The sequence below is a fragment of the Paenibacillus sp. FSL H8-0317 genome (assembly GCF_045040685.1).
In the GTDB taxonomy this organism is placed as follows: domain Bacteria; phylum Bacillota; class Bacilli; order Paenibacillales; family Paenibacillaceae; genus Paenibacillus.
On record NZ_CP150294.1, the window covers coordinates 6,365,018 to 6,386,751 of the forward strand.

Below are 21,734 nucleotides of genomic sequence, written 5' to 3' on the forward strand. Positions count from 1 at the left end.
GTCCAGCAGGAAGTCGACCGTACCTCCTGATTTGGCACCCGAGCTGCCTTTGACGAAGCCTATGTTTAAGGGGTATTGATACACTCTATGTACGATTTGCTTATTCCCCCACAGCCCTGGTTGTGGATAAGTAAAGATTCGGCTGCGGGGTAGTGAGCTTTTCCTGACGATTAAATTTAACGAGGGTATTGCATGAGACTCAAGGAATGCTCCGTATGGCACGAACGGTACTGCCCTTGGATTGCCGGAGAATTCCATGCTGATTGACGTTACCGCAGGTAGCATGAGGAGAAAGCGCTACCTTAACATCAAGTCCGCACGCCCTCCGGAAGGCACTTTCATGCCTCTTGCCGGGGGCGGCCATCGGCTTGGCCAAGCTTAGGTCGTTACTAACAAATCCTTGGTCTCCTGAGAGATCACCTGCTGCATACTGGACTTGATAATGGCGCAGCCGGCGGTCAGATGCTCCATCGAGACGGTAAGCGGAGGCATGATCTTCAGCACACAATCTCCTCTGCCGGCTCTTTCAATGATGAGCCCGTTCTCGAAGCTGATATCCGTCACCCGCTTCGCCCCGGCTTCATCCATGAACCCCGAGACGTCAATGCCCCAGATCAGGCCGAGTCCGCGGATGGCGATGGACGGATGCAGAGGCTTGATTTCTTGATCAAGGAACGAGCGCACATACTCTTCCTTCTGCTTCACCTGAGCTTCCAGTTCGGTTCTGTCCCGGAACTCGAGAGCAGCCTTCGCGGCCACAAAAGCCAGCTGGTTGCCGCGGAAGGTGCCGTTGTGCTCGCCCGGCGTCCAGATATCCAGTTCGGGCTTCAGCAGCAGGAGGGACATTGGCAGGCCGTACCCGCTGATCGACTTCGACAGGGTAATGAGATCCGGCTCGATCCCTGCACGTTCGAAGGAGAAGAATTCGCCTGTCCGACCGCATCCTACTTGAATCTCGTCTGTAATGAGCAAAATATCGTGCCTGCGGCAAAGCTGCTGCAGCTCGCGTAGCCACTGCGCGTCGACAACGTGAATTCCTCCTTCGGCTTGTACCGTTTCAAGCAGGATCGCGGCCGGCTTATCGATTCCGGAGTGCGAATCAGTCAGGATATTCTCGATATAGCCGAGCGTATCCATTTCTGCGAAAGCCCCGCTCGGGTGCGGCATGAACGTAACTCCGTCCAGAGGGAGCCCCGCCCCTTCTCTCATGGACTTGGAGCTTGTCGCCGACAGACTGCCGAGCGACATACCGTGGAAGCCACCCATGAATGCGAATATTCCACTTCTCTTCTTCGCCTTGCGTGCGAGCTTCAGGGCCGCTTCCACCGCATTCGTCCCTGTTGGACCGCAGAATTGAAGCTTGTAATTCAGCTTCTTCGGCTCCAGGATCCGCTCTGAGAAGCTCTGGATGAATTCACGTTTGGCCATTGTATACATATCCAGACCGTGCATAATCCGGTCGGAGGTCAAGTAATCAAGAACCCGGTCTTTAATATAATCGTTGTTATGACCGTAATTGAGTGCCCCGGCACCTGCAAAGAAATCAATATATGCTCTTCCGTCCTCAGAATATAAAAGGTCTCCCTTGGCCCGGTCGAATACCACCGGAAAACTTCTGCAGTAAGATCTTACGTTGGATTCCAGCTTTTCAAAAATGCTCACTCACTTCATCCTCCATCGGAATTGGGATAAGGTTGGCTCCATCTTTCTGAACCTTCCTTTCTGAACCTTCTGACGTCATGGAGCAACATATTCTAGGCTGTCATTTTCCACAATTGTTGGTCCCCGCATGCCGGCTTGTTGGTTAGCCAGTAGACTGGTCTCTCGCACACAGCTTGGATGGGTATAAAAAACCCCACAATTCCATTTATTAGAATAATAGGGAATAAGACCTAGGTTGAATTATATCAAAATTTACAAGAATGTATAGTGAAATTTTTGTTAAATATAGTCATTATAATGTTAAATTTGGTTCACGAAACATAATGTGTTAACATTTTTCATTAAAAAGAGTGAATAGCAAGGAAACGTTGGGAATGGTTTTACATCAATCGAGGAATTCGACGCGTGTTGACATTCAGCCATGAAACAGGATAATTTGGTATATATTACCTTTTAATATTCTTTGCCAGTGTTCCGCATCCTTGCACTTTGCATTAACTTAACATGATTACCTGACCAATTTCTGAAAGTCTGGCTGAAGCTGCCCGCAGCATTCAAACGGATGGCAGCCGACATCGTTTTGTATCTTGCCTTCTTCTCTACACCTCCGTTAGAATAAAGGGTAAATATATTCTGCTCCTCCTCATCAAACCATACGTGAGATTTTCCCTCATACGCTTTTCTATGTCCTTCACTCATTTACATATAGATTACAATGGCGTTCTGAATCCAAGTTGAACAGACAATGATTTCACTTCGCGTAATAAGCTTCTTCATCCAGCAAATTGTTGCTTCTTGGCATACCATTTTGTGAGTCACTGAAAGATGTTCCAGTCCCATTTGGCCATCTTCCTTTATTGTTCAAACGATCCCGTATGCCCGATCCACATCCTTCTTGGGGATATATTTGCACTTACGAGTTGCGAATGTTAATGACTCTCTTTAAGAAGTTGATGACATAAATTTACAATGCACAAACATAAAAAAGGTGGTTCTAATATTCAGAACCACCCTCCTGAAACATCAAAAAAGTCCTGATGACTTAGAGTCATCAGGACCATATTTTGTTTATACTTTATTAATTTACTGAATCTATTGATCAACCCATTATCCATGTCATTGGACAACAGTTCGTGTAGTTCCATACTTTTGTAAATGGTTCTACACTTATTTATCATTGGAAAATAAAGTAATTTGTACAGAATACCTTACTCAACCGTTACACTTTTCGCCAGGTTACGTGGTTTATCCACATCATGACCCAGTGCCAGGGAAGCATAGTATGCCAGCAATTGCAGCGCAACTACAGACAAAGCAGGGCTAAGCAGTGGCAACGTCTTAGGAATTGCAAACGCTTGGTCTACGGATTTCAGCAATGGTGCTACGTGCTCTTCATACGTAATTGCCAATACATCTGCGCCACGTGCTTTTACTTCCTTAATGTTGCTCACTGTTTTCTCAAGTACGTTCTCTTGCGTTGCCAAGGCAATAACAGGGATGCCGTCTTCGATCAATGCGAGCGTACCGTGTTTCAGCTCACCCGCAGCATACGCTTCGGAGTGAATGTAAGAGATCTCTTTCAGCTTCAAAGATCCTTCTTGAGCTACTGCGTAGTCAAGACCACGACCAATGAAGAAGAGATGTTCATGTTTAGAGATTTGCTCTGCATATCCTTTGATTGCCTCCGCTTGCTCCAACATGGATTCCACTTGCTCAGGCAATGCTTGCATTGCTGCCAGCGTGTGTTCAATCTCTTCTGCAGATTGAGTACCACGAACTTGTGCAAGGTACAGACCAAGCAAGTTGAACGCGATCAACTGCGAAGTATACGCTTTGGTAGAAGCTACTGCAATCTCCGGACCTGCCAATGTTGCGATAACATCATCTGCATCACGTGCAATGGAGCTGCCCACTACGTTTGTGATTGCCAGTACATGCGCACCATTGGATTGTGCTTCACGCAATGCAGCAAGCGTATCGGCAGTTTCACCAGATTGGCTCACTACGATTACAAGTGTATCTTTGTGCACGATTGGGGAACGGTAACGGTACTCGGAAGCCACATCTGTTTCAACCGGAATACGTACCAATTGCTCAATCACTGTACGTCCAACCAGACCTGCATGGTACGCTGTACCACATGCAATGATTTGAACGTTACGAATATTTTTAATTTGTTCTTCAGTCATTTTCAACTCAGGAAGTTGAACTTTTTTGCCTTCATTATCGATGCGACCCAGCATAGTATCACGATATGCTTTTGGTTGCTCATGAATTTCTTTCAGCATGAAGTGCTCGAATCCGCCTTTTTCTGCGGTTACAGCATCCCAATCGACACGAATCATTTCCCGAGAAATAAAGTTGCCTTCAATCGTCATCAATTCGACAGCATCATGTGTCAATACAGCCATTTCACCATCATTCAGAATGTACACGTTACGTGTATGTTCCAGAATTGCCGGGATGTCGGAACCAATGAAGTTCTCGCCTTCACCAATACCAATAATCAATGGGCTTGCTTGACGCACAGCTACGAGTTTCTCAGGCTCATGCTCTGTCAATACACCAAGTGCAAATGCGCCACGCAACAACGTGATCACTTTTTGTACTGTTTTGACGATATCACCATTGTATTCACGTGCGATCAGGTGAGAGATAACCTCAGTATCTGTCTCGGAAGTGAACGTGTGACCTTGAGCCATCAATTCATCCTTCAGATCCAGGTAGTTCTCAATAATACCGTTATGCACAACAGAGAACTTCTGGCTTCCATCCGTGTGTGGATGAGAGTTCTCATCCGATGGTTTACCATGAGTTGCCCAACGTGTGTGTCCGATTCCGGCATTACCTACCAGTGGTGCACCATCCAGCTTGGCTTCAAGGTTCGCAAGACGACCAAGAGCTTTCGTGATTTGCAGACCTTCCGGTGTAAATACCGCGATACCTGCAGAATCATAACCACGATACTCGAGTTTCTTTAATCCTTCGACCAATACCGATTGAGTGTTCTTATTACCAATATATCCAACAATACCGCACATAATTTATTTCCTCCGTTTGTATATGAATACTGTGTCACGAAGAGAAACAGGCAGAGGCGGCACATCGGAAAAATGAGTGATTGCCTAGCGTTTCATGAATACTTGGTACTTATTCAATTATCAATGATCAGAGCGACCTCGTGTCGCCCCGCTGTCATCATAAGCTGTTATGAATGCAATCATGAATGTACATCATTTTCCCGTCCGCGTACTGTTTACGCTCTTCACGCACATTCATTTGAATTTTAGTTTAACTCCTGCACCTGCACCGGCGCGTTGTGTGGACAGTCACCTATCCATTTTCCGCAATCCGGTTTACGGCTCTGGTGCTTCACCGGGAGGTCCCCGCCGAACAATCCGAACACCTCCACCTCGTCAGCTTGATTGCCGTTGATCTTAATCAGCCGTTCTTCAACCTAGAAGAAATCCTGATCAACATCATCCCGCGCAACTCCAAGCTCTGGCGCTTGTGTAACTGTAACCTTACGTTCCTCACTTTCTGTGTCTGAATGACGACTCCACTCATTATATGCACGTCAGGTCCATTTTGCAATGGAGCAAAGTACCTGTGACAATTTTAGCATATTTACCTACAATCCCGACCGGATAAACGGACCTATGGTCTCATCAGGCCGGGACGCAGGAATATCCATCATTAGAGGTAATTCAAAAATTCCGCTTTTGATTACGAATCATGCCTAACGGCATCATCAGCATCGAATATGAAATTCAGCCGAAATGTCCGTTGCTCACGTAGTTTCCCTATGCTCCGCTACTCCATTTCTATCTTCATTCCATCTTCTTGGTACTGAAAACCAGACTTTTTGAACACGCACTATAAGTCCTAAATCATGTTATATTAAGCCTAGTTCTGCCAACAATTCCCTTAAGAAAACCGTATGCCGAAGGTATCTCTTACATCTTCCAGTACTATACCAGTTCTTTTTGCACTACATCTGCGATTTGAGACACAAATTGTTCAAGTTCGTCTTTATCTGGTCCTTCCGCCATAACACGGATCAGAGACTCAGTACCTGAAGCACGAACGAGTACACGTCCATTATCGCCGAGTTGTTGTTCTACTGTAGCAATAGCCTGCTCGATTGCAGCATTGCCCTCGTATTTGCTCTTATCTTCAACACGCACATTCACCAATACTTGTGGGTACTGGATCATTAGCGCTTTTAGTTCACTCAGTTTTTTACCGGAAGCCTTGAGTGTATCCACGAGTTGAATCGCAGTCAGCATACCGTCTCCGGTTGTATTGTAATCCAGGAAAATAACATGACCAGACTGCTCTCCGCCCAAGTTGTAACCGCCGCGACGCATTTCCTCCATCACATAACGGTCACCTACTGCCGTTTTAGCTGTTTTCAGTGCAAGTTTCTCCGTTGCTTTGTAGAATCCGATGTTACTCATAACGGTCGATACAACAGTACTGTCCTTCAACTTGCCTGCACGATTCATCGCATCACCGCAGATACACAGAATGAAGTCTCCATCCACCTCAGCGCCTGTCTCATCAATAGCAATCAGACGATCCGCATCCCCGTCAAAAGCAAGACCCAGATCCACTTTATGTTTAAGCACTTCTTGTTTCAGGTTCTCTGGATGAGTTGATCCACATTGCTCATTAATATTCAGGCCGTTAGGCTCAGCGCCAATGGCAATGACTTCTGCACCAAGTTCACTGAACAATTTCGGTGCCAGCTCATAAGCTGCTCCGTTTGCACAGTCCAGAACAATTTTAAGTCCAGAGAACGATTCATTTACAGTCGTTTTCAGGAAATCAAGGTAACGATAACGGGATTCTTCATCTGTCGTTACAGTACCCAGACCGCCACCAACTGGCCGTGGCAATTGATCTGTCTCCGCATCCATCAGTTCTTCAATCCGGTTCTCTGTTTCATCAGACAGCTTGAAGCCATCTCCGCCAAAGAACTTGATTCCGTTATCCTCAACCGGATTGTGGGAAGCTGAGATCATCACGCCCGCGTCAGCTTTCAACAAACGTGCAATATACGCCACTCCCGGAGTGGATACAACGCCCAGACGGATCACATCAGCGCCAATGGACAACAGACCTGCAACCAGTGCGGATTCCAACATCAATCCCGAGATTCGAGTATCCATGCCGATAACCACTTTTGGTCTTTCCACACCACCTGCAAGCACGTAACCACCACAACGTCCAATGCTGTAAGCCAGCTCTGCCGTTAACTCTTTATTGGCAACCCCTCTTACACCGTCTGTACCAAAATATTTCCCCATGATTTAACTCCTTCTATTCGCATCATATACGAGCACTATTATTATTTTTTGAGAATTTTAAAATTAGAACGTTTACGGATTTGAGCCACTTTTACTGCTACTACCACTGTTATTATTATTTAAATTACCTCGATTGGTTGTGCTCCCCTGTTGACTCTGATCCTGAGTATCCGTATTCGATTCCGTTTCTTCTTCATCAGGAACAGGCTCCGTTTCCCCGTTTTCGACCTCGGCTGGTGAAGGGTCAGGTGCTACCGTTCCCTCGTCAGTCGGATCTTCGCTAGGCGTAGTTGTGGTGTCCTCAGCCTTTTCGCTAATTTTGACCGTTGCACTCAGAGCATTAGATGATTCATCCAGTTTGGCATAACGGGGCAGGTCGGCTTCAAGCTTAATCTCATGCGTTCCGACCGCAAGTTCAGCAAGATCCCCCGTCAACGTGAGATCATCACTACTCAGACCCTCAAGCATACTTGCCGAGCCTGTAAGCGTAAGGTTCAGACCGCCACTTTTAGGCGTAACGAGTGTACCTTCAAGCCCATTCCCCGCACCGGTAAGTGTGATGGGGACGTTCGGAAAGACTTTGGTTGTCTCCTCCGCCTCGTCAAATGGGGATATGGTTACCTTGATCTGAATCGAACTAGGCTCGATTTTCTCAAAACCGGAAGGCGGCGTCAAGTCCACGTTAACTGTCGACGTACCTGACTGCTCAAACTGCGTTAGATCAAGGGTTACTTGGTCGTAGGCCTGTATACCCGCAAGCGCATTCTCTGATCCATAAACCGAGACTTCTTTCACGCTTGGCTCTACTGTGGAGAGTACCAGGCCTTCCGGAAGCTGTCCCGAATATTTGATTCTTAAGGGTACAGATGTATAGGGCTGATTGACCGGAACACGGACTTCAACCGTTTGAGGCGTTATAATCGCATTTTCAAGGACTTTGCCTTCAGCATCGTATGCTTGAAGTTTCACTTTTTTCTGTATGACATCTTCCTTCGCATCTTTCACGCTCACACTGCCCTGGATCTTCGCTACAGCCTCGAGTTGCCCTTCGGGCAGAGTTACCTTAACTGGCGTCGAAGGTTCAATTACGGGCGTTCCAGCGCTGTATCCGGCGGATGGTTCCCCTTCGGGTACAATATTCACATTGAAGGATTTGGTGCCCAATTTTTCTACATTCACCGTAACCATGGAAGGTTCCATGCTGACCACTTCTACACCGGAAGGCAGATCAGGTACGAGTGGCAGTGTATTGGACCCATCTTTCACCTGACTCAGATCGACCAGTACCTTGTAATCATCATTCGTAAAAATCGATGTCAACATCGAGCGCTGTCCTTTGATCTCCAGCCGGACCTCATCCGTACTTAATGAAGTAAGCACATAGCTGTTGCTGTCTAATCCATAAGGTTGAACAGGCACCGTACGTTCCACAACCTTGTTGGTTGTCCCTGTTGTAATCGTAGGGGTGGTTGGTACCTCATCCAGATGAATCATGAACCAGAGCAGCAGGCTCACCGCAAGTGCAAGTATTTTGGCAAAGTTATTATTGTTAAACCACTTATCCATTGTTACGTCCTCCCTTCCGTTTCCAGAAGGTTGTCCAGCCATTCTTTTTCAGATTGGATGTAGGGCGCAACTCCTCATACAGTTTGGCAATCAGCGATTCTTCCTTAATATCACGAACGACCTGTCCATTCATTGCAAGTGACACTTGTCCTGTCTCCTCGGAGACAACCAAACAGATCGCATCTGCAACTTCGGTAATCCCGATTGCTGCACGATGACGTGTTCCCAATTCCTTACTGATAAAAGGATTCTCTGATAATGGCAAATAACAAGCTGCCGCCGAAATCTGTTTTCCCTGTATAATAACGGCTCCATCATGGAGCGGTGTATTTGGAATAAAGATGTTAATCATCAGCTCTGAGCTGACCAGAGATTGCATCTTAATGCCCGATTCCGTGTAATCGTTCAGACCCGTTTCACGTTCAAACACGACCAAAGCGCCAATTTTACGTCGTGACAAATAATTAACAGACTTAATAATCTCACCAATTAACACGGTTAATTCTTCATCACTCGCTGCCGCTGAACGTCCAAACAGCTTACCGCGTCCCAATTGCTCCAGACCACGACGCAGTTCCGGCTGAAAGATAATGAACACCGCAACGACACCAAACGTAAACATCTGGTTCATTAACCACTTGAGCGTATACAGGTTTAGCCACGTACTTAATGCCCAGATCAGCACAAGGAACAGAATCCCTTTCAGGAGCTGAACCGCACGTGTCCCCCGCACAAGCAAAATCAGTTTGTACATAATATAGGTAACGATCAATATATCGATAACGTCCTTAATGGACTCTGTCCACGTTAAGTCAGCAAAATAATTCATAAGCCAGCCCCCGCTATCCCCATTGATGAGTAAACCCTGATCTCATATTAACCCATTAGGATTTTATATAATCCTTTGTCTCCGCGTTTTGCATCATTCGATTTGTGCAAAATGCGTATCTATATGTAGTAGTATGTTCTCTTTAGTATCTAGGTTATAACGTTAACGTTCAGGTTGCAAGTTACGGCAGTCTCAAACTGCACATAAACATCACATTTCCCATGAATTACAAAGTTTGCGTATAAAAAAAGAGTACCCCATGCAATCTGGAGGTACCCTGCTTGGTATATACCATTGAAGATTTTACCCTGTTCTAGCGATAAGCCACTTCATTTACCATATTGGTTATTTTGTACCAGAACCAGTCCAGCGCCTGATCAATACTTTTCACCTGACCTGAAATATGCGCGGTTGAAGCCTGAAACAGTTGTCCATCGATAACCGTCAGATTGCCGTTCACATCACCATATACTTGTGCGGTTCCATTTTCTATCGTAAGATCGCCAGCAATTGACTTACCTTCAGGAACAATAACCGTGTTACCCTGAATCACGATCTGGTCCAGATTATTTCCCTTAACAACCATCTCGTTATTCTGATTCCAGAAATTCAAGGCGCTAAAGAGCATCACGACCAAAAAGAAGGCTGCCGCCGTCAGCGCGGGATGTCCTTTGACCCATTTGAGCCATGCTTGCTGTCTCTTGGGCTGGGGCAGAGCATTCATAATTCGATTGGTCAGCTCATCAGAGGCAGACGGTGAATAGTGTTTCATGGCAAAGAGTAGCATTTCCGTCTGTTCCAACTCTTTAAAGCGCATGCGACAATCCGGACAGATCACAAGGTGACTTTTCAGTTCAACCTTCTGGGCCGGGGACAACGACTCATCCAAACATTCATGCATTAAAGAGACGGCCGAGTTGCAATCCATATGAGAGCCAATCCTTTCTTAAATCACTTAGTCCATGTGCCATTAAAAAGCACGCATAAGACTTGCATACATTACATACGCATCCGTTTCGGATATGTTTCAAATAATTTCGCCCATATTTAAAAGCGTTTAACATTTATAACTTGTACTCCAATTTTTTACGTAGAAAATCACGGCCCCGATGAACGCGTGTCTTAATCGTTGTTACGGGCATACCTGTCACGTCACTGATTTCCTGTAGCGACAAGTCCTGTAAATATCTCAAAATCATAACGGACTTATACTTGGCTGGCAAACTGTCAATAGCCTCACGAATGAGTGTCTGCGTTTCTGACAGGAGCGCTTCACTCTCCGGTGTACGATCATCACTCGGGAGCATCGCATAACCATCAGATCCTTCCTGGTCATTCAGTTCAGCATCCAAAGAGTATGAAGGTTTCTTTCTGCGCAGTCGGTCAATACACAGATTCGTTGCGATCCGGTATATCCAGGTTGAGAACTTCTGGTTCGGATCGTACTTCTCCATATTACGAAACACACGCAAAAACGTCTCCTGCACAACGTCTTCAGCTTCATGACGATTGTTCAGCATCCGGTATGCCAAATGAAATAGCTTGTCCTTATATAGTTCAACGATTTCTGCGAAGGCTCTCTGGTCTCCCTTGAGCACCAATTTCACAAGCCTGTTCTCCAAATTGTCCACCCTTATTCCCCCAGACATGCTGATGGGTCTTCCGTCTTCTGATACCCGTCCACACTTGTAATTCACCAATCAAATCGTAAATCAACTTTGGTCAAAAATCAAGACTGTATGACAAATATCCGCCAAAAACAGTAAAAACGGGAACTCCCGCAGGAGTCCCGTTTCATCTCTCACTCCGTAGAGCAGAGAATGGAGCTTTTATTCAACAAAGTAATGGGTACTTTGTTACATATGATTATTCAAATGAAGCAGTTCAATCATCAACCTGTGTTACGCAGTCCTGCAGCGATGCCGTTAATTGTCAGCAACACTTCTCTGAGCAGTTCCGTATCATCCTCACCACGTTCACGCATATCTCTGAGCTCGCTCAGAAGTTGAACTTGCATGTAGGACAACGGATCTACATAAGGGTTACGAAGACGAATGGATTCTTGAATAACCGGTACATCATCCAGAATTTCAGCTTCTCCGGTAATTTTCAGGATCAACTCTTTTGTGAGTTTGAATTCGGCTTCAATCTGACCGTATATGCGATCACGGGCTTCCTTGTTCGAAGTCATTGCTGAATATTCTTTGGCAATCACCAGATCTGCCTTGGCTACGGCCATCTGTACCGTATCAATTAATGTACGGAAGAATGGGAAGCTTGCATACATTTCTTTCAGGACAACCAGATTTTCCTCTTTACCCTGATAGTAACTTTGCAATCCTGTTCCTGCCGCATACCATGCCGGAAGCAGATAACGACTTTGAGTCCATGCGAATACCCAAGGGATCGCTCTCAGATCTTCAAACTTATCGCTATTTTTACGCTTGGATGGACGGGAGCCAATGTTCAGCTCACCAACCTCCGGAAGCGGCGTTGATTCTTTGAAGAATGTGAAGAAGTCTGGATCACGGAAAATCAGATCCTGATATTTCGTCAGAGATACTTCCGAAATCTCTTTGATGATGCTGTCCCAATGACGCTCGGATGCTGACTCTTGCGGCTCAAGCCCATTAAGTGCTGCTGTGATTAGAGCCGAAGTTGCCTGCTCCAGACTGCGGTATGCAATCCCCTGAAGGGAATAACGGGAAGAAATAACCTCTCCCTGCTCCGTAATCTTGATGCCCCCACCAATCGTATGTGGTGGTTGAGCAAGAATACTGCGGTTGAGTGGCATGCCGCCACGTCCCAGAGCCCCGCCACGTCCATGGAAGAACTTCAGCTTAACGCCATGTTCATTACCTACAGCCGTGATGGCATTCATTGCTACACGCAGTTCCCAGTTGGCTGTAACCACTCCGCCATCCTTGTTACTGTCAGAATAACCAAGCATGATTTCATGCAGTTCATTCCGTCCTTTTACGCTTGCGCGGTATACAGGAAGGTTGAACAGCTTCTGCATAATGTCCGAAGCCGCATGTAGATCATCAATCGTTTCAAACAGTGGTACCGCTTGAAGAGTAGATACAACCTCACCATTGTGTCCTTTGGTGAATAAGCCCACTTCCTTGGCAAATACCATAACCTCCAGCAAATCACTTGCGCCCTGCGTCATACTGATCAGGTAACTTGTGATACAGCCGTTCCCAAATTCGTTTTGGGCACGCTTAATGGTACGGAAGACATCCAGACATTCTTTGGTTCCCTCCGTGTATTGGTGATAAGGAGAAGTAAGCGGACGTGGATCATCCAGCAAACGAGCAAGCAGATCGATTTTACCGTCTTCAGTCAGACGCGCATAATCCTCTACAATGTTCATTTTCGCCAAAATCTCCGACATCGCATTTTCATGTTCCTTACTGTGCTGACGCACATCCAATGCTGCGGTATGGAAACCAAACAACTCGACTTGACGAATCATTTTGCGAATGGTTGTATCTGCTACGTAATCGGCAAAATGATGGCGCAGACTTCGATCAATAATCATCAGTTCATCAATCAAATCCTGTGCGCTATGATAACGGTCAGGCTGACCTAATTTGTTCTCGTCCAGTACATTGTTCAGCTTGGCAATCATATAAGCCAATTTGATGCGGTATGGCTCTTTTTCATTCCGCCAGATATCCACTCTTTTCAATGTAACAGAATTACGGTCCTGCTCAATCGACTGCACCAGCTCATCCGATACGTGAATGATGTTCGTGCTGAAGCTGAGATGGCCCATAAGTTCAATCATAATCCGTTGGTATTCACGCAAAGCGAGCTTGCGTTGCATCAACAGTGTCTGCCATGTTACATCTGAAGTTACCGAAGGATTTCCATCCCGGTCTCCACCGATCCAGGAACCGAACCGCAAATACGTCGGCACATGCCAGTCATGGTCAGGATAAAATTTGTTCAGGCAGCGTTCCAGCTCCTGATATACATCCGGAAGTACGTGGAACAACGTTTCATGAAAGTAATACATCCCGTTCCGCACTTCATCAAGCACAGTCGGTTTACGGTCACGAAGCTCATCAGTCTGCCATAGTGTAATGACTTCGTTCAGCAACTTCTCCCGCAACTGTTCACGTTCACGCAACGTCAGCGTAGGATTATCAAGTGACATGACGTCTTCGGATATCCGCTTGTGGATGTCCAGAATAACCCGGCGCATGGCTTCGGTTGGGTGAGCTGTCATAACGAGTTCCAATGACAAATCATCAAGAATCTCTTCCACCTCTGTATGAGACAGTCCACGTTCCTTAAGATCCTGTACTGCTTTTTCAATCGATCCTGGCTGCACAGCGTCCCCTGCAGAACGTTCATAATCCCGTTTACGCCGGATCCGATGGTTTTGTTCAGCAATATTAACTAATTGAAAATAAATAGCGAAAGCCCGAATAACCTGGTGACGATTGTCCGAGTCTAATTCCTGGATCATCGTTTTGAACTCTGCATAGAGTTCTGGCAGAAATTCTGCACGCAACGATTTGCTCGTTTCCCGAATCTTCTCAACGATATCTAGAAGCTCCGTGCCGCCTTGATGGACAAGAACTTCTCCGAGTATATTGCCCAGGAACCGCACGTCTCGCCGAAGCAGGTTGTTGGATTGGCTTTTGCTGGCGGTTACCATAGTTTCAGTCATGCTTATCCTCCCATCTGATCGTTCCATTCGTACGCGTAAATTTGACACCTTCATAACATCATACAATAAAATGGTACGAAAATCTTTATTTTTCTACTAGAAAAAATGGGGATTATCCCCGATTTACAGCAAAAAAACACGCTTTTTTATTCATTTTCTTGTTCTGCTTCAATTAATGGTCATATGCTGTCGCATGATACCTTTTTCACGTACTTTAGATAAATCAAATGTCTCATACCTATGCTTAAAAATTTATAAATATACAGTTACTTTAGATATGATCCATCGTACCTGATCGTAAGGTTAAACCGTATAATTTCATTATTTGAGAACAGATGATATACAAAGAAACATGACCGGCAAAGCAAGCTTTTGTATACTTTACCACAGTGATGTAATAAATTAAAGATAAAATTAAAAATTCCTTCCCAATACAAGTCTGCTTACCAGGGGACTTTCTTATGTATGTTCCTAACCTACTGTAATTGTAGGGATATCTTAACAGACCATTTCTACATAATGTTCTTAGCTTTTTGGGCAGATTAATCTATAGCTCTTACTAAAAAGGAGGAACTTAAATGATGAAGAAGGGTACAACAATTATTGCTTCCGTGCTTCTGGTCGCCGCGATGGCAGGCCCTGCTGCTGCTGCTGATGGTCAAATGTCCAAAGGTGTGGATACCAACACCAACGGTTCACGTGTTCGCTCTTATCAGGACACCAACTACATGGACCGCACAAACACTAATTCCAACATGAATATGAATATGGATGGAAACTACCGCAACAATGGTGACTATCGTACCAACAATGTTCGGGCGAACGCCACTACGAACGACCGTGATAATGGTATGGATTGGGGCTGGCTTGGTTTGTTGGGACTACTGGGGCTAGCTGGCATGCGTAAAAGAGTGACGGATCGTAACGAACGTTAAATTGTGCGCTCTTCACTATACAATAGCTGCTACGTTTTAGAGGCAGCTCATCCACAGAGATAAACAGAAGAGCCAAGACCCCCTATTTGGATAGTAAAGGGTCTTGGCTCTTTTTTAATAAACCTGTACTTGTACCTTACATAAAATAACTGCTAATTCTTACGTTAACAAAAGTAAAAAAGCCTCTGCATCTGCAAAGGCTCTTTCGTTATATCCTGTAAGCGGGTGATGGGAATCGAACCCACGCTATTAGCTTGGAAGGCTAAAGTTCTACCATTGAACTACACCCGCATAAACAAAAATCGGGATGACACGATTTGAACATGCGACCCCCTGGTCCCAAACCAGGTGCTCTACCAAGCTGAGCTACATCCCGATACTAAAAAAATAATGGCGCGCCCTGAGAGATTCGAACTCCCGGCCTTTTGATTCGTAGTCAAACGCTCTATCCAGCTGAGCTAAGGGCGCAAAATATTGGAGCGGAAGACGGGAATCGAACCCGCGACCCTCGCCTTGGCAAGGCGATGCTCTACCGCTGAGCCACTTCCGCAAATAAAGGATGCGCGTGGAGGGACTTGAACCCCCACGTCAAAGACGCTAGATCCTAAGTCTAGTGCGTCTGCCAATTCCGCCACACGCGCATATGATGGTGAGTCATGAAGGGCTCGAACCTTCGACACCCTGATTAAAAGTCAGGTGCTCTACCAACTGAGCTAATGACTCATACTAAAATGGCTGGGGATATAGGATTTGAACCTATGCATGACGGAGTCAAAGTCCGTTGCCTTACCGCTTGGCTAATCCCCAATAAAAAATATGGTGGAGGCTGAGGGGATCGAACCCCCGACCCTCTGCTTGTAAGGCAGATGCTCTCCCAGCTGAGCTAAGCCTCCAACTATATGACCCGTAGGGGATTCGAACCCCTGTTACCTCCGTGAAAGGGAGGTGTCTTAACCCCTTGACCAACGGGCCCCATTTCCAAAGCTCTCAACCGGGATCGAACCGGTGACCTCATCCTTACCATGGATGCACTCTACCTACTGAGCTATGAGAGCAAATGGCTCCCCGAACAGGGCTCGAACCTGTGACAACTCGATTAACAGTCGAGTGCTCTACCAACTGAGCTATCAGGGAATAATATGCATTTGCAAGGCAAATGCAATTCATCGTACAACGTCCACATGCAGAGCCTGTTTTCTATGTATGATGAAAGAGTTCGCTTGGCGGCGTCCTACTCTCCCAGGACCCTGCGGTCCAAGTACCATCGGCGCTAGAGGGCTTAACGGTCGTGTTCGGGATGGGTACGTGTGGAACCCCTCCGCCATCGCCACCAAACGCGATTTGTCGAAGCATAGCTTCTTAAAATCAGATATGGAACTGAAAATCATACACACATTCTGTGATGTACCAATTTTCATTTCAGAGATTGTTCTCTGAAAACTAGATTCGAAACGAAACATGCGAATTATCACTTGCTATTGGATAAGCCCTCGACCGATTAGTACTGGTCAGCTCCATGCATTGCTGCACTTCCACCCCCAGCCTATCTACCTCGTCGTCTTCAAGGGGTCTTACATACTGGGAAATCTCATCTTGAGGGGGGCTTCACGCTTAGATGCTTTCAGCGTTTATCCCGTCCGTACATAGCTACCCAGCGGTGCTCCTGGCGGAACAACTGGTACACCAGCGGTACGTCCATCCCGGTCCTCTCGTACTAAGGACAGCTCCTCTCAAATTTCCTACGCCCACGACAGATAGGGACCGAACTGTCTCACGACGTTCTGAACCCAGCTCGCGTACCGCTTTAATGGGCGAACAGCCCAACCCTTGGGACCTACTTCAGCCCCAGGATGCGATGAGCCGACATCGAGGTGCCAAACCTCCCCGTCGATGTGGACTCTTGGGGGAGATAAGCCTGTTATCCCCAGGGTAGCTTTTATCCGTTGAGCGATGGCCCTTCCATGCGGTACCACCGGATCACTAAGCCCGACTTTCGTCCCTGCTCGACTTGTAGGTCTCGCAGTCAAGCTCCCTTATGCCTTTGCACTCTTCGAATGATTTCCAACCATTCTGAGGGAACCTTTGGGCGCCTCCGTTACTCTTTAGGAGGCGACCGCCCCAGTCAAACTGCCCACCTGACACTGTCCCCGCACCGGATTACGGTACCAGGTTAGAACCTAGATACGATCAGGGTGGTATCCCAACGTTGCCTCCATGCAAGCTGGCGCTCACACTTCAAAGGCTCCCACCTATCCTGTACAGATCGTACCCAAATTCAATATCAAGCTGCAGTAAAGCTCCATGGGGTCTTTCCGTCTTGTCGCGGGTAACCTGCATCTTCACAGGTATTAAAATTTCACCGGATCTCTCGTTGAGACAGCGCCCAAGTCGTTACGCCATTCGTGCGGGTCAGAATTTACCTGACAAGGAATTTCGCTACCTTAGGACCGTTATAGTTACGGCCGCCGTTTACTGGGGCTTCGGTTCACAGCTTCGGGATTACTCCCTAACCACTCCCCTTAACCTTCCAGCACCGGGCAGGCGTCAGCCCGTATACTTCGCCTTACGGCTTCGCACAGACCTGTGTTTTTGCTAAACAGTCGCTTGGGCCTTTTCACTGCGGCCCCCTCGTGCTATTCACACTACCGGGGCACCCCTTCTCCCGAAGTTACGGGGTCATTTTGCCGAGTTCCTTAACGAGAGTTCTTCCGCGCGCCTTAGAATACTCTTCTCGCCTACCTGTGTCGGTTTGCGGTACGGGCACCATCACCTGGCTAGAGGCTTTTCTTGGCAGTGTGAGATCATGACCTTCGCTACTACAATTTTCGCTCCCCATCACAGCTCAGCCTTACAATGTGCGGATTTGCCTACACATCAGCCTCACTGCTTAGACGGACATCCATCAGTCCGCGTCACTACCCTACTGCGTCCCCCCATTGCTCATAACGGCTTACGGTGGTACAGGAATTTCGACCTGTTGTCCTTCGACTACGCCTTTCGGCCTCGCCTTAGGTCCCGACTTACCCTGAGCGGACGAGCCTTCCTCAGGAACCCTTAGGCTTTCGGCGGATCAGATTCTCACTGATCTTTTCGTTACTCATACCGGCATTCTCACTTGTATAATGTCCAGCGCTCCTTACGGTACACCTTCAACCCTTATACAACGCTCCCCTACCCCTGATGCAAAGCATCAAGCCATAGCTTCGGTGGTGTGTTTAGCCCCGTTACATTTTCGGCGCAGAGTCACTCGACCAGTGAGCTATTACGCACTCTTTCAATGATGGCTGCTTCTAAGCCAACATCCTGGTTGTCTGTGCAACTCCACATCCTTTCCCACTTAACACACACTTGGGGACCTTAGCTGATGGTCTGGGCTGTTTCCCTTTTGACAATGGATCTTAGCACTCACTGTCTGACTCCCGGAAGTAAGTCTATGGCATTCGGAGTTTGACTGAGCTTGGTAACCCTTGCGGGCCCCGCACCCAATCAGTGCTCTACCTCCACGACTCTGTTTTCCGAGGCTAGCCCTAAAGCTATTTCGGGGAGAACCAGCTATCTCCGAGTTCGATTGGAATTTCTCCGCTACCCCCACCTCATCCCCGCATTTTTCAACATGCGTGGGTTCGGGCCTCCAGTGCGTGTTACCGCACCTTCACCCTGGACAGGGGTAGATCACCCGGTTTCGGGTCTACGTCCACGTACTAAGTCGCCCTATTCAGACTCGCTTTCGCTGCGGCTCCGGCTCTTCACCTTAACCTTGCACGGGAACGTAACTCGCCGGTTCATTCTACAAAAGGCACGCCATCACCCCTAAAACGGGCTCTGACTTTTTGTAAGCACACGGTTTCAGGTTCTATTTCACTCCCCTTCCGGGGTGCTTTTCACCTTTCCCTCACGGTACTGCTTCACTATCGGTCGCTAGGAAGTATTTAGCCTTGGCAGATGGTCCTGCCGGATTCATACGGGGTTTCACGTGCCCCGCACTACTCGGGATCCGTCTCGGAGGGAACCAACTTTCAATTACAGGGCTTTTACCTTCTTTGGCGGGCCTTTCCAGACCTCTTCGCTTAACCGGTTCCTTTGTAACTCCATGTGAGACGTCCCACAACCCCAAAGAGCAAGCTCTCTGGTTTGGGCTTCTCCGCGTTCGCTCGCCGCTACTGACGGAATCACTATTGTTTTCTCTTCCTCAGGGTACTTAGATGTTTCAGTTCCCCTGGTATGCCTCTACACAACCTATGTATTCAGTTGTGAGTAACTGGAAATTACCCCAGCTGGGTTTCCCCATTCGGACACCCCCGGATCAAAGCTTGCTTACAGCTCCCCGAGGCAGTTTCGTTGTTCGCCACGTCCTTCATCGGCTCCTAGCGCCTAGGCATCCTCCGTGTGCTCTTAGTAGCTTAACCATTTTGTTCCGGTTTCGGTCGCTCGCTTCCCTTGTTTTGCTTGCGCAAAGCCAAAAGTCGCTCTCACCCGATACCATCACAAAAGCAATTTAACTACCTTTATACACTTGACTTGTTTGCACAAGTTCAGCTTAAAGGAATGTTCTAATTCGCGTTTGTTTCGTTTCGATATCTAGTTTTCAAAGAACAAACTTGTAAAACATTTTTGGTGGAGCCAAGCGGGATCGAACCGCTGACCTCCTGCTTGCAAGGCAGGCGCTCTCCCAGCTGAGCTATGGCCCCATATAAAGTTTAAAGGTATAGATGGTGGGCCCTGGTGGACTCGAACCACCGGCCTCACCCTTATCAGAGGTGCGCTCTAACCAACTGAGCTAAGGGCCCACATTACATATACTATTTGAACCCAAAATGGGTTACGCTTGGCGGCGTTCTACTCTCCCAGGACCCTGCGGTCCAAGTACCATTGACGCTGAAGGGCTTAACGGTCGTGTTCGGGATGGGAACGTGTGGAACCCCTTCGCTATCGCCACCAAACGTTTGAGAGTTTAAGCTCTCAAAACTGAGCAACGAGTGAGTTGCTTTGCTCTTCATTTCATCCACACCGAAGTGATAGACCAAAATGAATCGCTGTTGTAGGTTCTAAGAACCTACTTATTTGAATGTTTCCACTCGGGAAACGATTCTCCATAGAAAGGAGGTGATCCAGCCGCACCTTCCGATACGGCTACCTTGTTACGACTTCACCCCAATCATCTATCCCACCTTCGGCGGCTGGCTCCTTGCGGTTACCCCACCGACTTCGGGTGTTATAAACTCTCGTGGTGTGACGGGCGGTGTGTACAAGACCCGGGAACGTATTCACCGCGGCATGCTGATCCGCGATTACTAGCAATTCCGACTTCATGCAGGCGAGTTGCAGCCTGCAATCCGAACTGAGACCGGCTTTGTTGGGATTGGCTCCATCTCGCGATTTCGCAGCCCGTTGTACCGGCCATTGTAGTACGTGTGTAGCCCAGGTCATAAGGGGCATGATGATTTGACGTCATCCCCACCTTCCTCCGGTTTGTCACCGGCAGTCTATCTAGAGTGCCCACCCGAAGTGCTGGCAACTAAATATAAGGGTTGCGCTCGTTGCGGGACTTAACCCAACATCTCACGACACGAGCTGACGACAACCATGCACCACCTGTCTTGAATGTTCCGAAGAAAAGGTACATCTCTGCACCGGTCATTCAGATGTCAAGACCTGGTAAGGTTCTTCGCGTTGCTTCGAATTAAACCACATACTCCACTGCTTGTGCGGGTCCCCGTCAATTCCTTTGAGTTTCAGTCTTGCGACCGTACTCCCCAGGCGGAGTGCTTAATGTGTTAACTTCGGCACCAAGGGTATCGAAACCCCTAACACCTAGCACTCATCGTTTACGGCGTGGACTACCAGGGTATCTAATCCTGTTTGCTCCCCACGCTTTCGCGCCTCAGCGTCAGTTACAGCCCAGAGAGTCGCCTTCGCCACTGGTGTTCCTCCACATATCTACGCATTTCACCGCTACACGTGGAATTCCACTCTCCTCTTCTGCACTCAAGTCACCCAGTTTCCAGTGCGATCCGGGGTTGAGCCCCGGGATTAAACACCAGACTTAAATGACCGCCTGCGCGCGCTTTACGCCCAATAATTCCGGACAACGCTTGCCCCCTACGTATTACCGCGGCTGCTGGCACGTAGTTAGCCGGGGCTTTCTTCTCAGGTACCGTCACCTTGAGAGCAGTTACTCTCCCAAGCGTTCTTCCCTGGCAACAGAGCTTTACGATCCGAAAACCTTCATCACTCACGCGGCATTGCTCCGTCAGGCTTTCGCCCATTGCGGAAGATTCCCTACTGCTGCCTCCCGTAGGAGTCTGGGCCGTGTCTCAGTCCCAGTGTGGCCGATCACCCTCTCAGGTCGGCTACGCATCGTCGCCTTGGTGAGCCGTTACCCCACCAACTAGCTAATGCGCCGCAGGCCCATCCCCAAGTGACAGATTGCTCCGTCTTTCCAGTTTCCTTCAGGCGAAGAAAACAACTATTCGGTATTAGCTACCGTTTCCGGTAGTTGTCCCAAACTTGAGGGCAGGTTGCCTACGTGTTACTCACCCGTCCGCCGCTAAGTATCAAGGAAGCAAGCTTCCTATCAACTCCGCTCGACTTGCATGTATTAGGCATGCCGCCAGCGTTCGTCCTGAGCCAGGATCAAACTCTCCAATAAAGTATTGAAAAGAGCGATAAGCTCATTTTGAATCTGACGAGATTAAAAATCTCATTTGTGCTCCAGTCGATTCAAGCCAAGGCTTGTCTTCAACTTT

9 protein-coding genes, 13 tRNA genes and 4 rRNA genes are annotated in these 21,734 nt (G+C 47.5%); 1 reads left to right on the forward strand and 25 read right to left on the reverse strand.

The window, feature by feature from the left end:
• Positions 1–378 precede the first annotated feature (378 nt).
• The 8 genes from ectB to ppc form a co-directional block, all read right to left on the reverse strand.
• Positions 379–1,662 carry a diaminobutyrate--2-oxoglutarate transaminase gene (ectB, locus tag MHB43_RS28365; RefSeq protein WP_076217242.1) on the reverse strand — a complete coding sequence of 428 codons (1,284 nt, stop codon included), beginning with the start codon at positions 1,660–1,662 and terminating at the stop codon, positions 379–381.
• 1,208 nt (positions 1,663–2,870) lie between these two features.
• Positions 2,871–4,703 (reverse strand): glutamine--fructose-6-phosphate transaminase (isomerizing), encoded by a 1,833-nt coding sequence (gene glmS, locus MHB43_RS28370; RefSeq protein ID WP_036668148.1) that lies wholly within the window; start codon positions 4,701–4,703, stop codon positions 2,871–2,873.
• Between the two features lie 930 nt (positions 4,704–5,633).
• Entirely contained in the window at positions 5,634–6,974 is a 1,341-nt protein-coding gene (glmM, locus tag MHB43_RS28375) for a phosphoglucosamine mutase (RefSeq protein ID WP_405130866.1), read from the reverse strand.
• 72 nt (positions 6,975–7,046) lie between these two features.
• The gene (locus MHB43_RS28380) at positions 7,047–8,540 is read right to left on the reverse strand and encodes a CdaR family protein (protein WP_339305766.1); all 1,494 of its coding nucleotides are present in this window, start codon (positions 8,538–8,540) and stop codon (positions 7,047–7,049) included.
• Positions 8,533–9,369 (reverse strand): diadenylate cyclase CdaA, encoded by an 837-nt coding sequence (cdaA, locus tag MHB43_RS28385; RefSeq protein ID WP_047841664.1) that lies wholly within the window; start codon positions 9,367–9,369, stop codon positions 8,533–8,535. The genes MHB43_RS28380 and cdaA overlap by 8 nt, the downstream gene beginning before the upstream one ends.
• A 313-nt stretch (positions 9,370–9,682) precedes the next feature.
• Positions 9,683–10,297, reverse strand: a complete 615-nt coding sequence (locus MHB43_RS28390) for a zf-HC2 domain-containing protein (protein ID WP_036614042.1) — start codon at positions 10,295–10,297, stop codon at positions 9,683–9,685.
• A gap of 136 nt (positions 10,298–10,433) precedes the next feature.
• Positions 10,434–11,000: an RNA polymerase sigma factor SigW gene (gene sigW, locus MHB43_RS28395; protein WP_017692117.1), complete on the reverse strand. Its 567-nt coding sequence runs from the start codon at positions 10,998–11,000 to the stop codon at positions 10,434–10,436.
• A gap of 260 nt (positions 11,001–11,260) precedes the next feature.
• The gene (gene ppc / locus MHB43_RS28400) at positions 11,261–14,053 is read right to left on the reverse strand and encodes a phosphoenolpyruvate carboxylase (RefSeq protein WP_405130867.1); all 2,793 of its coding nucleotides are present in this window, start codon (positions 14,051–14,053) and stop codon (positions 11,261–11,263) included.
• 578 nt (positions 14,054–14,631) lie between these two features.
• Between ppc and MHB43_RS28405 the strand changes: the two genes are divergently transcribed.
• Positions 14,632–14,988: a WGxxGxxG family protein gene (locus MHB43_RS28405; RefSeq protein ID WP_339179687.1), complete on the forward strand. Its 357-nt coding sequence runs from the start codon at positions 14,632–14,634 to the stop codon at positions 14,986–14,988.
• Positions 14,989–15,208: 220 nt separating this feature from the next.
• Here the strand turns inward: MHB43_RS28405 and MHB43_RS28410 are convergent.
• From MHB43_RS28410 to MHB43_RS28490, 17 genes are all read right to left on the reverse strand, one after another.
• Positions 15,209–15,279: transfer RNA gene (locus tag MHB43_RS28410), tRNA-Gly, on the reverse strand.
• A gap of 11 nt (positions 15,280–15,290) precedes the next feature.
• Positions 15,291–15,364 (reverse strand) — tRNA-Pro (locus tag MHB43_RS28415).
• A gap of 15 nt (positions 15,365–15,379) precedes the next feature.
• Positions 15,380–15,456 (reverse strand) — tRNA-Arg (locus MHB43_RS28420).
• Between the two features lie 7 nt (positions 15,457–15,463).
• Positions 15,464–15,538 (reverse strand) — tRNA-Gly (locus MHB43_RS28425).
• Positions 15,539–15,548: 10 nt separating this feature from the next.
• Positions 15,549–15,629, reverse strand: a tRNA-Leu gene (locus tag MHB43_RS28430).
• Positions 15,630–15,635: 6 nt separating this feature from the next.
• Positions 15,636–15,711: transfer RNA gene (locus tag MHB43_RS28435), tRNA-Lys, on the reverse strand.
• 9 nt (positions 15,712–15,720) lie between these two features.
• A tRNA-Gln gene (locus tag MHB43_RS28440) sits at positions 15,721–15,795 on the reverse strand.
• Between the two features lie 10 nt (positions 15,796–15,805).
• A tRNA-Val gene (locus MHB43_RS28445) sits at positions 15,806–15,881 on the reverse strand.
• 7 nt (positions 15,882–15,888) lie between these two features.
• Positions 15,889–15,960, reverse strand: a tRNA-Glu gene (locus MHB43_RS28450).
• Positions 15,961–15,970: 10 nt separating this feature from the next.
• Positions 15,971–16,043 (reverse strand) — tRNA-Thr (locus MHB43_RS28455).
• A gap of 3 nt (positions 16,044–16,046) precedes the next feature.
• A tRNA-Asn gene (locus tag MHB43_RS28460) sits at positions 16,047–16,122 on the reverse strand.
• Between the two features lie 84 nt (positions 16,123–16,206).
• Positions 16,207–16,323 (reverse strand): 5S ribosomal RNA (gene rrf, locus MHB43_RS28465).
• Between the two features lie 143 nt (positions 16,324–16,466).
• A 23S ribosomal RNA gene (locus MHB43_RS28470) occupies positions 16,467–19,394 on the reverse strand.
• A 206-nt stretch (positions 19,395–19,600) separates the two neighbouring features.
• Positions 19,601–19,676, reverse strand: a tRNA-Ala gene (locus MHB43_RS28475).
• Between the two features lie 22 nt (positions 19,677–19,698).
• Positions 19,699–19,775, reverse strand: a tRNA-Ile gene (locus MHB43_RS28480).
• A gap of 36 nt (positions 19,776–19,811) precedes the next feature.
• A 5S ribosomal RNA gene (rrf, locus tag MHB43_RS28485) occupies positions 19,812–19,928 on the reverse strand.
• A 156-nt stretch (positions 19,929–20,084) separates the two neighbouring features.
• Positions 20,085–21,637 (reverse strand): 16S ribosomal RNA (locus tag MHB43_RS28490).
• The 16S, 23S and 5S rRNA genes sit together here with 13 tRNA genes alongside, the layout of an rRNA operon.
• Positions 21,638–21,734 lie beyond the last annotated feature (97 nt).

Bases quoted from the DNA above. Each gene is read 5' to 3' on its own strand.
- MHB43_RS28390 (WP_036614042.1), bottom strand. From the start codon at position 10,297: ATGGATTGCAACTCGGCCGTCTCTTTAATGCATGAATGTTTGGATGAG.
- MHB43_RS28405 (WP_339179687.1), top strand. From the start codon at position 14,632: ATGATGAAGAAGGGTACAACAATTATTGCTTCCGTGCTTCTGGTCGCC.
- ppc (WP_405130867.1), bottom strand. From the start codon at position 14,053: ATGACTGAAACTATGGTAACCGCCAGCAAAAGCCAATCCAACAACCTG.
- glmM (WP_405130866.1), bottom strand. From the start codon at position 6,974: ATGGGGAAATATTTTGGTACAGACGGTGTAAGAGGGGTTGCCAATAAA.
- cdaA (WP_047841664.1), bottom strand. From the start codon at position 9,369: ATGAATTATTTTGCTGACTTAACGTGGACAGAGTCCATTAAGGACGTT.
- glmS (WP_036668148.1), bottom strand. From the start codon at position 4,703: ATGTGCGGTATTGTTGGATATATTGGTAATAAGAACACTCAATCGGTA.
- MHB43_RS28380 (WP_339305766.1), bottom strand. From the start codon at position 8,540: ATGGATAAGTGGTTTAACAATAATAACTTTGCCAAAATACTTGCACTT.